We start from the raw sequence: 12687 nt of genomic DNA, 5'->3' as shown, positions 1-12687 counted from the left end.
AGGAGTGTGTCCCGCTCACCGACCCGAGGCAGGTGCCGCTCATGTCGCTCCTTGAGGTCGACGACGTCGTCGTGCAGTTCGCAGGGGTCGCGGCGGTCGACCACGCCACCTTCGCGGCGCAGTCGGGCCGGGTCACCGGCCTGATCGGGCCGGCCGGCGCCGGCAAGACCACCTGCTTCAACGTGATCAGCGGGCTCCAGCGCCCGGTGACGGGGCGGGTGCGCTTCGACGGGCGCAACGTCACCCGGCTGCCGGCGCACCGCCGCGCCGGGCGCGGGATGGGCCGCGCGGTCCAGCGGCTCGAGGCGTTCGGCGCCCTCTCGGTCCGCGAGAACGTCCGCGTCGCCGTCGACCTCCACCGCGGCCTCGTCGGGTGGGTGCGGCCCGCGGCCGCGAACGTCGACGCGCTGCTCGAGCGGGTCGGCATCCTGTCCTACGCCCAGGAGCGGGCCGACTCGATCCCCACCGGCACCGCCCGGCTGCTGGAGCTCGCGCGCTGCCTCGCCGGCAACCCCCGGCTGCTGCTCCTCGACGAGCCGTCCTCGGGCCTCGACGAGATCGAGACCCGCGCGCTCGGCGACCTGCTCCGGGAGCTCGCCGCCGAGGGCCGCGGGATCCTCCTCGCCGAGCAGGACCTGGACCGGGTGACGGGCGTCTGCGACGACGTCCACGTCCTCGAGTCCGGGTCGGTCATCGCCTCCGGCGCCCCGTCGCTGGTCCGCTCGGACCCGGCGGCCGCCGAGTCTCCGTGATCCCGAGGGCCCCGATGCCGGTCGCGTCCGGGGCGGTCAGAGGGGCAGGCCGGGCGGCAGGTGGTGGGAGAGGTCGCCGACCAGGTCGACGTACATCGTGCGGGTGTCGAACCACCAGCGGCCCTCGAGCCGGTGGAAGGTGTCGCGGTAGCGGCCGGTGACGATCACCTGGAGCGGCAGCTCGGGCGTCGCCTGCGCGACGAGGTAGCGCGAGGAGCAGGTCGCGGTGCCGGCGTCCTCGTCGACGTCGATGCGGGCGTTGGTGACGGCGTGGTGGGTCCGGGGGGTGCCGTCGTCGTGGCGGCGCGTGGTGGCGCCGTACAGGCGGCGTACGGCGTCGCGCCCCTCGAAAACCGCGCCCGGCGGACCGCCCTCCTGGCCGTGGATGCGGCCGTGGGCGAACAGGTCGGCGACCCCGTCGAAGTCGCCCGCGTCGATGCGCTCGGCGTAGAGGTAGAGCAGGTTCTCGATCTCGCGCGCGCTGTCGGCCACGGGACGCAGCCTAGGGACGGACGCCGCACCTGACCGACGAACCTTCCGCTTGACCGATGGAGCTTCGTCGGTCAAGCGGAGGATTCACCGGTCGACCGGTGAATCGTCCCCCCGCCTCAGACGTCCCCGACCGCCTCCGCGGACTCGGCGGTGACCACCTCGTCGGGCTTGGTGACGAGCACGTTGGCGATGTAGTCGGCGGCGGTCTCGCGGATGTCGACCTCGCGGCCGGCGCGCTCGGAGAGGTACCAGCGGTGCACCAGCACCTCGTGGAAGAACTCGGCCGGCTCCAGCTTGCCGCGCAGGTCGTCCGGGATCATCTCCACCAGCGGCTCGTAGACGTCGACCAGCCAGCGGTAGGCGACCAGGTTGCGGTCCTCGCGGCCCAGGTCGTGGTGCGCGGTGAACGCGGCGATGTCGTTGAGCAGCCGGCGGGCCTGCGCGTCCTCCACGTCCAGCCCGGTCAGGGCCTGCAGCTCGCGGCGGTGGTGTCCGAGCTCGACGACCTTGGGCTGGATGCGGACCCGGTCGCCGTCGAAGTCGGTGATGATGTCGAGCTCGTCGACGTCGAAGCCGAGGTCGTTGAGCCGCTCGATGCGCTGCTCGATGCGCCACATCTCCCCGGTGTGGAACTCCTCGACGTCGGTGAGCTCGGCCCAGAGCGCGGCGTACCGCTCCTGGATCAACGCGATGATGTCGTGCGGCTCCACGTTGGCGTCGAGGGAGCGGCTGGCCTGGAGGTCGAGGAGCTCGGCGAAGACGTTCTCGGTGGCGATGGTGAGGTCGTACTCGCGCATCTGCCGCGACAGCGTGGAGCGCAGCTCGCCGGTCTCGGCGTCGACGAGGTACGCCGCGAAGCCGCCGGCGTTGCGGCGGAACAGCACGTTGGAGAGCGAGACGTCGCCCCAGAAGAAGTCGGCGAGGTGCAGCCGGACCAGCAGCACGACCAGCGCGTCGACGAGCGCCGGGAGGCTGTCGGCGCTCAGCCCGTGGGCGAACAGGCTGCGGTAGGGCAGCGAGAACCGCAGGTGCTGGGTCAGCAGCGCCGCCGGCAGCTCCTCGCCGTGGGCGTCGACGCGGCCGGTCACGACCCCCTGCGGCGCCACCGCGGGCAGCCCGAGGCGGTGCAGGTCGCGGAGCAGCCGGTACTCCCGGAAGGCGATCTCCGCCACGGTCTCCTTGACCGCGTACGTGCGGGTGCCCAGGCGCACGATCCGGACGACGTGGCGGGAGAGCCCGCGGGGGAGCGGGACGACGTGCTGGTCGGTCCACTCCTCCAGCGGCAGGGACCACGGGAGGGTGACGATCGCCGGGTCGGGCCGGCTGGCGACGATGCGCAGCGGCATGCCCGCCACCCTAGGACCCGGGCCGGGGTCCGGCCAGGGAAGATTGACGCTTCAACCGGCGTTGGCTGGGCATGAAGAACTTCGGGTTCCTGTCCTTCGGTCACTGGACGCCGTCGCCGCAGTCGCAGACCCGGTCGGCCGCCGACGCGCTGCTGCAGTCGATCGACCTGGCCGTCGCGGCCGAGGAGCTCGGCGCGGACGGGGCGTACTTCCGGGTGCACCACTTCGCCCGCCAGCTCGCCTCGCCGTTCCCGCTGCTCGCCGCGGTGGGCGCCCGGACCAGCCGGATCGAGATCGGCACCGGCGTCATCGACATGCGCTACGAGAACCCGCTCTACATGGCCGAGGACGCCGGGGCGGCCGACCTGATCTCCGGCGGCCGGCTGCAGCTCGGCATCAGCCGGGGGTCACCGGAGCAGGTGGTCGACGGGTTCCGCTACTTCGGCTACCAGCCCGCCGAGGGCACCGACCACGCCGACATGGCGCGGCGGCACACCGAGGTGCTGCTCGAGGTGCTGCGCGGCGAGGGGTTCGCCGAGCCGAGCCCGCGACCGATGTTCCCGAACCCGCCCGGGCTGCTGCGGGTCGAGCCGTTCTCCGAGGGGCTGCGCGACCGCATCTGGTGGGGCGCCGGCTCCCGGCGTACGGCGGAGTGGACGGCCGAGCAGGGGATGAACCTGATGAGCTCCACCCTGCTCACCGAGGACACCGGCGTGCCGTTCCACCAGCTGCAGGCCGAGCAGATCCAGCTGTTCCGCGACGCCTGGAAGGCCGCGGGCCACGCCCGCGAGCCGCGCGTCTCGGTCAGCCGCAGCATCTTCCCGCTGGTCAGCGACGAGGACCGGGCGTACTTCGGTGCCGAGTCGCGCAGCCGTGACCAGGTCGGCATGCTCGAGGGCGGCCCGGCCCGCTTCGGCCGGACGTACGCCGCCGAGCCCGACCAGCTGGTCCGCGAGCTGGCCGAGGACGAGGCGATCGCCGCCGCCGACACCCTGCTGCTCACCGTGCCCAACCAGCTCGGCGTCGACTACAACGCCCACGTGCTCGAGAGCTTCGCGACGCACGTGGCTCCGGCGCTGGGCTGGAAGCCGCGGACGGCTGCCTGATCACCGTCTGATCACGGCACCCGCCGGAGCATCCGCGTCGAGCGACTCCAGGTAGGCGGCGTTCCCGCGCAGCGCCGCCTCGTAGCGGAGCACCTCGTCGGTCCGGAACTTGTCGGCGACCAGCTGGAGCACGGACCCGAGGGCAGCACTCGGCCTCCCCGCCGCATGCAGCGTCAGCGACCTGAACAGCACCAGCGACTCCGACTCGGGGAACCGCCGGATCCCCTCGTCGAACAGGGCGAGGCTCTCGTCGAAGAGCCCCAGGTTGCGCAGCGTGCTGCCGTACTGCAGGTAGCACTGACGCAGCCACGTGCCCTCGAGCCCGGCGTCCATCGCTCGGCGGTAGTACTCGGCCGCGACCGCTTCCTGCCCGTCGGTGTCGTACGCCCCGCCGACCTCGTACAGCACGGCCGGATCGTTCGGGTGCTGCTCCAGGACCCGGGTGAACGCCTCGATGGTGGGGGCCATGTCCTCCCGATCTCGAGCAGCGAAGATCTCGTCCAGGGTCGCGCGGAGGTCGTCGTGGGTCATCGTCGTTCTTGCTCCTCAGTGGGCGGTCTCCCCGGTGAACCGGGGAGACCTGATGTTCTCAGGCGATCCCCGGGTCCCAGTCACCCCCTCAGAGGCGCCAGATCCAGAGACCCGGGCCGCCGGCAGGCAGTCGTACGACGCCGCGGCGGTCCCGGAGGTCGGGGCCGTCACCCTCGGTGGCGAGCAGCAGCGACCCGTCGGTGAGGCCCAGCGGACCCGCGGGGAGGTCGAGCGCGGGCCCGGCGGAGCGGCGGGCGCAGACGAGCACCGAGCCCGAGGGGTGCTCGCGCAGGAAGACCATCGTGTCGTCGTCGACGTGGGCCCACCGCAGCCCGCCGCGGCGCAGCGCGTCGTGGTCGCGGCGGGCGGCCGCGAGCGCGCCGTACGCCGCGAGGGTGGCGCGGTCCCAGAGCTCGGGGCGGTCCCACGGCATCGGGCGCCGCGAGTCCTCGCCGAGCACGCCCTCGAGGCCGATCTCGTCGCCCGCGAAGATCATGGGTACGCCGGGGAGGGTGAACTGCAGCCCGGCCGCGACCCGGTGCACCTCGCCGGAGCCGGTGACCGTGCGGATCCGGGCGCTGTCGTGGGAGCCGAGGATGTTCCACGAGGTCGACGCGGCCAGCCAGCCGTAGCGGGCCAGCCACTCCCGCAGCGTGCGGTGCACCAGCGGGCCGGTCCGCCGGGGCACCGGCAGCGGCCGGCCGAAGGAGCGCGCCGGCGACTCGGGGTCGCGCAGCCACGACCACACCGGCCAGGAGAACCCCGAGTAGTTCATCGTCCCGTGCCAGCCGTCGCCGTCCAGGTCGCCGGACGCGTCGTGGTTGTGCTCGCCGATCACCAGCGGGTCGGGCCGCTCGGCGGCCGCGGTCCGGCGTACCGCCTGCGCGACGTCGTTGTTGACGTCGATCGCGCCCAGGCGGCCGGTCATGTTCGCGACGTCGATGCGCCACCCGTCCACGTCGTACGGCGGCCGCAGCCAGCGCGCCACGACGGAGTCGGGGCCCTCGACCATCGCTGCGCGCAGCGAGGGGTCGGCGAGGTTGAGCTTCGGCAGCGTGCCGTGCCCGAGCCAGCACTCGTAGCTGCCGTCGTGGTTGAAGTAGTACCAGCTCCGCGTCGGGGACGCCGGGTCCGCCGACGCCTGCACGAACCACTCGTGGGTGTCGCCGGTGTGGTTGGTGGTGAGGTCGCCGAGCAGCCGCCAGCCGCGCTCGTGCACGGCGCTGCTGAGCCGGGCGTACGCCGCGTCGCCGCCGAGCAGCGGGTCCACGCCGGCGAACGTCGAGGCGTTGTAGCGGTGGTTGCTCTCCCCGGGGAAGACCGGCGTCGTGTAGAGGATCGTGGCGCCGGTCGCCGCGACGTGGTCGAGGTGCTCGACGACGCCGTCGAGGTCGCCGCCGAAGTACTGCAGCGGCGTGTGCGGGTCGCTGCCCTCGAAGACCACCTCGTCGTGCCACTCCGCCGGGACCGCCCAGTCGGGCACCGGGCGCTCGTCGGCGGCGGCCGAGCGGGCGAACCGGTCCGGGAAGACCTGGTAGACCACGCCGTCGCGCCCCCAGTCCGGCGCGGGCTCGTGGACGGTCACCCGGAAGTCGAAGGTGTCCGGCCCGTCGTGCTCCACGACGCCCGCGGCGGTCAGCCAGCGCTGGTTGCCGTCGGCGTCGGCGAGGAGGAACCGGTAGTGGGTCACCGGGTTGTGCACCGGCAGCTCGCCCTCCCACCAGACCGCGTGCTCCTCGTGCGAGACGACTCCGCAGGCGTGGAACGTCGGCTCCGCGTCGTACGTCGTGCGCACCCACACCGACTCGACCGGGTCGCCCGCCCAGGTGCGGACCCGGACCTTGACCGGCCAGCCGAGCGAGGGGGACTCGTGCTCGAGGTACGTCGGCGAGCCGTCGTGGTGCGGCTCGTGCAGCAGGTGGCCGGGGGGCTGGGCGGTCATGGGACCAGCGTCGCGGGCCGTCGTTCGGACCACCAAGTCCCGGGCCGTGTGGCGCCGCCGGAAACCTAGAACGGGTTCTAGTTCCGCTGCTACCGTCCCGGCATGACCAGCACCCCCACCGACCAGCCGCGCGTCGTCGTCGTCACCGGCGCCGCGTCCGGCGTCGGCCACGCGACCGCCACGATGTTCCGCGACGCCGGCGCGACCGTCTTCAGCCTCGACGTGAACACCACCGTCCCCGACGGCACGACGTACGTCGCGTGCAACGTCGGCGACAAGGCGTCGGTCGACGCGGCGATCGAGGTCTGCGGGCAGCACGGCCGCATCGACGTGCTCGCCAACGTCGCGGGCATCGTGCAGTTCGGCCGGTTCGAGAAGATCAGCGAGGCCGAGCTGGACCGGGTGCTGACGGTGAACCTCAAGGGCCCGTTCCTGCTCACCCAGGCCGCGCTGCCGCTGCTCGAGGTCGGGCCCGGCTGCGTCGTCAACGTCTCGTCGGTGGCCGGGCGCGTGCCGCAGCCGTACGCCGCGGCGTACGGCGCCTCGAAGGGCGGGCTCACGCAGCTGACCAAGAACCTCGCGCTCGAGCTGGTCTCGCGCGGGATCCGGGTGAACGCGGTGTGCCCCGGCACCATCGACACCCCGATGGTGGCGCACGTGGCGGAGAGCTACCCGACCGACCTCGAGCCGCGGATCGCCGAGCGGCTGTTCATGCAGATGCCCGGCGCGATCCCGGCGCAGGAGGTCGCGGAGGCGATCGGCTACCTCGCCTCCCCGAGCGCCCGGTTCGTCACCGGCGAGGTGCTCGCCATCGACGGGATGATGAGCTGACCGGCGTCCTGGACGGCCGCATCGCGGTCGTCACCGGCGCCGGCCGCGGCGTCGGCGCCGGCATCGCCCGGGCACTGGCCAAGGAGGGCGCGCACGTCGCGGTCGTCGACATCGACGCCGAGGCCGCCGAGACCGTGGCGGCCGAGCTGTCGTCGTACGCCGCGGTGCTCGCGGTGCGCTGCGACATCCGCGACTCCGCCCAGGTGGACGCGTGCGTGGCCGAGGTGGTGGAGCGGTTCGGCACCGTCGACGTGCTGGTCAACAACGCCATCGACGCACGCGGCGCGGGCCCGTTCGAGGCGACCACCGACGACGACCTCGACCGGGTCCTCGACACCGGCCCGAAGGCGACGCTGTACTTCATGCGGGCCTGCTTCCCGCACCTGCGCGAGACCGACGGCGGCGGCCGGGTGATCAACCTGCGCTCCGGCTCCGAGCCGCAGGGCCTGGCCGGGTTCGGCGCGTACATCGCGTCCAAGGCCGCGATCGGCGGCCTGACCCGGGTGGCGGCCCGCGAGTGGGGCCGGCACGGGATCACCGTCAACAACCTCGCGCCGTTCGTGCTCAGCGACGGGGCGCGCTCGCACTTCGACGAGCACCCCGAGGAGCTGGAGAAGGTCGTGCGGACCCTGTCCCTGCGCCGGGTCGGCGACGCCGAGACCGACGTCGGCCGGGCCGCGGTCTACCTGGCCGGGCCCGACTCCTCCTACGTCACCGGCGTGACGCTGAGCGTCGACGGCGGCGGCAGCTTCTTCAGCTGAGCCGGGGGGCCACTAGCATGGCCCGGCCGCCCGAGGGCGGCACGCCGCCTTAGCTCAGTTGGTAGAGCATCGCCCTTGTAATGCGAATGTCGAGAGTTCGATTCTCTCAGGCGGCTCCACCGCGTCGCGGACGCCCGCCGGACGTCATACGAATCGGTCACGATGGCGACCAGCTCGTACGACGTCCCGCGGGACGTCATGCGATCCGGCGGCCATCACGACCAGCTCGTATGACGTCCCCGGCGGCGGTGGCGGCGGCTCAGGCGGCTCCGCGGCGGCGGCCGCTCAGCGCAGCTGCCGCACCTCGAACCTCGCGGGCGGGTGGGCGATCGCCTCCTGGGCGGCGACCAGCTGGATCTCGCGGGTGCCGGCGGCGATGGTCTGCTCCAGGATCGCGAAGACCGTCGACGTCGTGGCGCCGAGCGCGGCGGCGGGGGAGCCGGTGCTGCGCAGGTGGGCGAGGTACAGCGCGGCGGTCACGTCGCCGCAGCCGTTGGGCGCGATCGGCAGCAGCGGCGTGGTCACCGCCCAGGCGCCCTCGTCGGAGACGGCGACCACGTCGAGGTGGTCCGCGGCGCCGTCGGCGGTCAGCACGCTGGTGACCAGCACGTCGCGGGGTCCGCGGTCGCGCACCTCGTCGACGGCGTCGAGCACCTCGGCCATCGTCGTGGTGGTGCGGCCGGCGAGGAAGTCGAGCTCGAAGTGGTTCGGCGTGAGCACGTCGGCCTGCGGGACGACCGTGTCGCGCATGAACTCCGGGATCCCCGGCCGCACGAACATCCCGCGACCGACGTCGCCCATCACCGGGTCGCAGCAGTAGATCGCGTCGGGGTTGAGCGCCTTGACCTGGGCGACGGTGTCCAGGATGACCGCGCCGACGGCCGGGTCGCCCTGGTAGCCGGAGAGCACCGCGTCGACCTCGCCGAGCACGCCGCGGTCGGCGATCCCCGCGATCACGTCGGCGACGTCGGTGGGCGCGAGCAGCGGCCCGCGCCACGCGCCGTACCCGGTGTGGTTGGAGAAGTGGACGGTGAGCACCGGCCACACCTCGTGCCCCAAGCGCTGCAGCGGGAAGACCGCTGCGGAGTTGCCGACGTGGCCGTACGCGACGGAGGACTGGATCGAGAGGATCTGCACGGGGACATCGTGCACCCTCGGAGAACTAGAACAGGTTGCAGTTCATGTCGTATCGTGGCCCACGACACATTCCCGCAGTATGTGAACTCGAGGACGGCCATGTCGAAGACCCCCTACCGCAACGAAGCCGACTACGTCGTCGTCGGCTCGGGCAGCGCCGGCGCCGCGATCGCCGGCCGCCTGGCCGAGTCGGGCGCGAGCGTGATCGTCCTCGAGGCGGGCAAGAGCGACGAGCAGTTCCTGACGAAGAAGCCGGGGATGATCGGGCCGATGCACTCGGTGCCGGAGATCAAGAAGCGGGTCGACTGGGGCTACTACTCCACCCCCCAGAAGCACATCCTGGACCGGACGATGCCGGTCCCGCGCGGCAAGGTCGTCGGCGGCTCGAGCTCGGTCAACGGGATGGTCTACGTGCGCGGCAACCGCGCCAACTACGACTCCTGGGCGGCCGAGGGCTGCACGGGCTGGGACGCCGACAGCGTCAACGCGGCGTACAAGAAGATGGAGGACTTCGAGGGCGGGGAGAGCTCCTTCCGCGGCGCCGGCGGCCCGATCCGGGTGACCCGCAACGAGCACCCGCAGGAGGGCACCCTCCAGTTCATCCAGGCCACCTCGGACGCGCTGGGCGTGAAGGTCCTCGACGACTACAACGGGGAGTCGCAGGAGGGCGTCAGCCGGATGCAGCAGAACGCTGCGCAGGGGCTGCGCTACAGCGCCTCGCGGGGCTACATCCACCACCTCGCGCCGCCGACCCTGCAGCTGCAGTCGCAGGTGCTGGTGCGCAAGGTCGTCATCGAGAACGGGCGGGCCACCGGCGTCGAGGTGACCGACAAGAACGGCGCCCGCCGCACGGTCCGCGCGGGCAAGGAGGTCATCCTCTCGGCCGGGTTCGTCGGCTCGGCGCAGCTGCTGATGCTCTCCGGCATCGGCCACGCCCAGCACCTGAAGGACCACGGCATCGACGTGGTCGCGGACCTGCCGGTCGGCGACAACCTGCACGACCACATGTTCCACGCGATGACCTTCCACACCACGTCCTCGAAGCTGCGGGGCAACGCCTTCTTCTTCGGCCGCGGCATCGCCAAGGAGGTGGTGCGGCCCGGCACCACGTTCCTCGCGAACTCGGTCTTCGAGGCGGTCGGCTTCGTACGCACCTCGCAGGCCGCCGACGTCCCCGACCTGCAGCTGCACCTGCTGCCCTGGGCCTACGTCTCGCCCAACCAGGACGCGCCGATCCGCCACGACGTCGACCAGCGGCCGGCCCTGACCGTGCTCGCCACGCTGATCTACCCCCGCAGCCGCGGCACCCTGCGCCTGGCCTCCGCCGACCCGACCGCGGCGCCGCTGATCGACCCGCAGTACCTCGCCGACCCCGCCGACCTCGAGGTCCTCGGCGAGGGCTCGGAGATGGTGCGGGAGATCATGGGCGGCACGGCCTTCGGCGGCGCCGTGAAGAGCGAGATCCACCCCGGCACCGACCTGCAGGGCCAGGCGCTGCGCGACGCGATCCTGAACCGGGCGACCTCGGTCTACCACGGCGTGGGCACCTGCCGGATGGGCGTCGACGAGCTCGCGGTCGTCACCCCCGACCTCAAGGTCCGCGGCGTCGAGGGCCTCCGGGTCTGCGACGCCTCCATCATGCCGTCGATCACCGGCGGCAACACCAACGCGCCCGCGATCATGATCGGTGAGCGCGGCGCCGAGCTCGTGCTCGGACGGAGCTGAGATGACCACCATCCCGCAGACCCCCCACCGCGTGACCCGGCCCGCGAGCCTGACCGACGCCTTCCTCGAGGGGCTCGTCGCCCGCGTCCCGTCGACCAGCGGCGGCACCTGGAAGCTCACCGAGGTCTACACCGGCGAGCACCTCGTCGACCTCCCGCAGTCGACCCCCGCCGACATCGAGCAGGCGTACGCCGCGGCGCGGGCGGCCCAGCGGGAGTGGGCGGCGTGGCCGCTGGCCAAGCGGCTCGCCGTGTTCAAGCGTGCGCACACCCTGCTCGTCGACAACGCGCACACCACCGCCGACCTGATCCAGGCCGAGAGCGGCAAGAACCGGCGGATGGCGATCGAGGAGACCTGCGACCCGCCGATGGTGATCAGCCACTACCTCAAGCGGGCGCCCAAGGTGCTGGCGCCGACCAAGCGCGGCGGGCCGGTGCCGTTCCTGTCCTCCTCGACCGAGATCCGGCAGCCCAAGGGCGTCGTCGGGATCATCGCGCCCTGGAACTTCCCCTTCGCCACGGGGCTCTCCGACGCGGTCGCCGCGCTGATCGCCGGCAACGGGGTGGTGCTCAAGCCCGACAACAAGACCGCGCTGTCGCCGCTCTACGGGATCTCGCTGCTCGAGCAGGCCGGCCTGCCGAAGGGCCTGTTCCAGGTCGTCTGCGGCGAGGGTCCTGACGTCGGGCCGACGCTCATCGACCACGCCAACTACGTGATGTTCACCGGCTCCACCGCCACCGGGCGGGTGATCGGCGAGCGCGCCGGGCGCAACCTGATCGGCTGCTGCCTCGAGCTCGGCGGGAAGAACCCGATGATCGTCCTCGACGACGTCGACGTGGACGAGTGGGTCGCCGGCACCCTGTTCGGCGTCTTCGGCAACACCGGCCAGATCTGCATGCACATCGAGCGGATCTACCTGCCCGACTCGCGGTACGACGAGCTCAAGGCCGCGTTCGTGGCCGCGACCGAGAAGCTGCGGATCGGGGCGGCGTACGACTTCGGCCCCGAGCTCGGCTCGCTCGTCTCCGTCGACCACATGCGCCGGGTGCAGGGCCACGTCGAGGACGCCGTCGCCAAGGGCGCCACGGTGGTCACCGGCGGGAAGCCGCGGCCCGACCTCGGCCCGGCGTTCTTCGAGCCGACCGTGCTCGAGGGCGTCACCACCGACATGGTCTGCGGGGTCACCGAGACCTTCGGGCCGGTCGTCGCGCTGCACCGCTACCGCACCGTCGACGAGGCGGTCGCGCTCGCCAACGACACCGACTACGGGCTCAACGCCTCGGTGTGGGGCCGCGACATCTCGCGCGCCGAGGCGGTCGCCCGGCGGATCGAGGCCGGCAACGTCAACGTCAACGACGCGCTCGCCACGGCGTACGCCTCCAAGGGCACGCCGTCGGGCGGGGTGAAGCAGTCCGGCGTCGGCGCCCGGCACGGCGACCAGGGCCTGCTGAAGTACACCGACGTGCAGAACCTCGCGGTGCTCAAGAAGCAGGTGATGATGCCGCGGCCCGGCCAGGACTACGAGGACCACGTGAAGGGGATGCTCTCCGGGCTCAAGATGATGCGGCGCACCGGGATCCGCTGACGCCGGTCGCGGCGGTCAGCGGACCCGGACCGGCACCGGGTTCGCGCCGTCCGCCACCAGCCGGGCGGGACCGCGTCGTACGCCGGCGGGCAGGTCGACCGTCCAGGTCACCTGGCCGTCCTCGCCCGCATCGGCCGTGCCGAGCTCGAAGGTGCGACCACGTTGGCGCAGCTCGAGCGCGACGTCCTGCGCAGGGACGGGCGGCGGGTCGTCGTCCTCGCAGGACTGGCAGCCGAAGGAGATCGTGCAGCTCATGCTGTCCTGGCAGCCGTCGACGAAGGCCCGACCCCGCACGGTGCGGGCCGCGCCGCGCTCGAGGACCGGGCTCTCGCCGACCTCGAGGTACGGCGCGGCGCAGGACGCCGAGGCCGGGCGCTCGGGGTACGGCGCGAGCACGAGGCCGAGCAGGACCGACAGGGGCAGCAGGCTGGCGCGACGCACGAGGAGTGGACGTCGCGGAGGACCGATCGGTTCCCGTC

Annotated in this window: 12 protein-coding genes and 1 tRNA gene; 7 read left to right on the top strand and 6 right to left on the bottom strand. The window is 72.6% G+C overall.

Annotation, left to right across the window (positions count from 1 at the left end; translation table 11 throughout):
* Positions 1-41: 41 nt before the first annotated feature.
* Positions 42-752, top strand: coding sequence for an ABC transporter ATP-binding protein (locus tag H4O22_RS17735; protein WP_182524641.1), 711 nt, complete (start codon positions 42-44; stop codon positions 750-752).
* Between the two features lie 36 nt (positions 753-788).
* Here H4O22_RS17735 and H4O22_RS17730 read toward each other — a convergent pair whose 3' ends face one another.
* Positions 789-1244 carry a nuclear transport factor 2 family protein gene (locus tag H4O22_RS17730; protein ID WP_182524640.1) on the bottom strand — a complete coding sequence of 152 codons (456 nt, stop codon included), beginning with the start codon at positions 1242-1244 and terminating at the stop codon, positions 789-791.
* A 116-nt stretch (positions 1245-1360) separates the two neighbouring features.
* Positions 1361-2590, bottom strand: a complete 1230-nt coding sequence (locus H4O22_RS17725) for a DUF4032 domain-containing protein (RefSeq protein WP_182524639.1) — start codon at positions 2588-2590, stop codon at positions 1361-1363.
* 71 nt (positions 2591-2661) lie between these two features.
* Between H4O22_RS17725 and H4O22_RS17720 the strand changes: the two genes are divergently transcribed.
* A complete protein-coding gene (locus H4O22_RS17720; RefSeq protein ID WP_182524638.1) occupies positions 2662-3696 on the top strand; it encodes an LLM class flavin-dependent oxidoreductase in 1035 nt (344 codons plus the stop codon).
* Here H4O22_RS17720 and H4O22_RS17715 read toward each other — a convergent pair whose 3' ends face one another.
* Positions 3697-4227: a tetratricopeptide repeat protein gene (locus H4O22_RS17715; protein ID WP_182524637.1), complete on the bottom strand. Its 531-nt coding sequence runs from the start codon at positions 4225-4227 to the stop codon at positions 3697-3699.
* An 88-nt stretch (positions 4228-4315) separates the two neighbouring features.
* The gene (locus H4O22_RS17710; protein WP_182524636.1) at positions 4316-6169 is read right to left on the bottom strand and encodes a glycoside hydrolase family 13 protein; all 1854 of its coding nucleotides are present in this window, start codon (positions 6167-6169) and stop codon (positions 4316-4318) included.
* A 102-nt stretch (positions 6170-6271) separates the two neighbouring features.
* Between H4O22_RS17710 and H4O22_RS17705 the strand changes: the two genes are divergently transcribed.
* The 3 genes from H4O22_RS17705 (at position 6272) to H4O22_RS17695 (ending at position 7880) form a co-directional block, all read left to right on the top strand.
* The gene (locus H4O22_RS17705) at positions 6272-7000 is read left to right on the top strand and encodes an SDR family NAD(P)-dependent oxidoreductase (RefSeq protein ID WP_182524635.1); all 729 of its coding nucleotides are present in this window, start codon (positions 6272-6274) and stop codon (positions 6998-7000) included.
* Positions 6997-7761, top strand: coding sequence for an SDR family NAD(P)-dependent oxidoreductase (locus H4O22_RS17700; protein ID WP_182527211.1), 765 nt, complete (start codon positions 6997-6999; stop codon positions 7759-7761). Before H4O22_RS17705 ends, H4O22_RS17700 begins: the two co-directional genes overlap by 4 nt.
* Positions 7762-7804: 43 nt before the next feature.
* Positions 7805-7880: transfer RNA gene (locus H4O22_RS17695), tRNA-Thr, on the top strand.
* A gap of 166 nt (positions 7881-8046) precedes the next feature.
* Here the strand turns inward: H4O22_RS17695 and pdxY are convergent.
* Positions 8047-8898: a pyridoxal kinase PdxY gene (gene pdxY, locus H4O22_RS17690; protein ID WP_182524634.1), complete on the bottom strand. Its 852-nt coding sequence runs from the start codon at positions 8896-8898 to the stop codon at positions 8047-8049.
* Between the two features lie 99 nt (positions 8899-8997).
* On the opposite strand from pdxY, the gene H4O22_RS17685 reads away from it, so the two are divergent.
* On the top strand, positions 8998-10623 hold the full coding sequence (locus H4O22_RS17685; protein ID WP_182524633.1) for a GMC family oxidoreductase: 1626 nt from the start codon (positions 8998-9000) through the stop codon (positions 10621-10623).
* A 1-nt stretch (position 10624) separates the two neighbouring features.
* Positions 10625-12208: a succinic semialdehyde dehydrogenase gene (locus H4O22_RS17680; RefSeq protein WP_220451203.1), complete on the top strand. Its 1584-nt coding sequence runs from the start codon at positions 10625-10627 to the stop codon at positions 12206-12208.
* A 15-nt stretch (positions 12209-12223) separates the two neighbouring features.
* Here H4O22_RS17680 and H4O22_RS17675 read toward each other — a convergent pair whose 3' ends face one another.
* Positions 12224-12649: a hypothetical protein gene (locus tag H4O22_RS17675; protein ID WP_182524632.1), complete on the bottom strand. Its 426-nt coding sequence runs from the start codon at positions 12647-12649 to the stop codon at positions 12224-12226.
* Positions 12650-12687 lie beyond the last annotated feature (38 nt).

Origin of the sequence: Nocardioides dongkuii, from assembly GCF_014127485.1 — a bacterium.
In the GTDB taxonomy this organism is placed as follows: domain Bacteria; phylum Actinomycetota; class Actinomycetes; order Propionibacteriales; family Nocardioidaceae; genus Nocardioides; species Nocardioides dongkuii.
This window is presented reverse-complemented; position numbering and strand designations above follow the sequence as displayed.

Excerpts from the sequence above, each read along its gene's own strand:
- H4O22_RS17735 (WP_182524641.1), top strand. The coding sequence starts at position 42 with ATGTCGCTCCTTGAGGTCGACGACGTCGTCGTGCAGTTCGCAGGGGTC.
- H4O22_RS17725 (WP_182524639.1), bottom strand. The coding sequence starts at position 2,590 with ATGCCGCTGCGCATCGTCGCCAGCCGGCCCGACCCGGCGATCGTCACC.
- H4O22_RS17720 (WP_182524638.1), top strand. The coding sequence starts at position 2,662 with ATGAAGAACTTCGGGTTCCTGTCCTTCGGTCACTGGACGCCGTCGCCG.
- H4O22_RS17715 (WP_182524637.1), bottom strand. The coding sequence starts at position 4,227 with ATGACCCACGACGACCTCCGCGCGACCCTGGACGAGATCTTCGCTGCT.
- H4O22_RS17710 (WP_182524636.1), bottom strand. The coding sequence starts at position 6,169 with ATGACCGCCCAGCCCCCCGGCCACCTGCTGCACGAGCCGCACCACGAC.
- H4O22_RS17705 (WP_182524635.1), top strand. The coding sequence starts at position 6,272 with ATGACCAGCACCCCCACCGACCAGCCGCGCGTCGTCGTCGTCACCGGC.
- H4O22_RS17685 (WP_182524633.1), top strand. The coding sequence starts at position 8,998 with ATGTCGAAGACCCCCTACCGCAACGAAGCCGACTACGTCGTCGTCGGC.
- H4O22_RS17680 (WP_220451203.1), top strand. The coding sequence starts at position 10,625 with ATGACCACCATCCCGCAGACCCCCCACCGCGTGACCCGGCCCGCGAGC.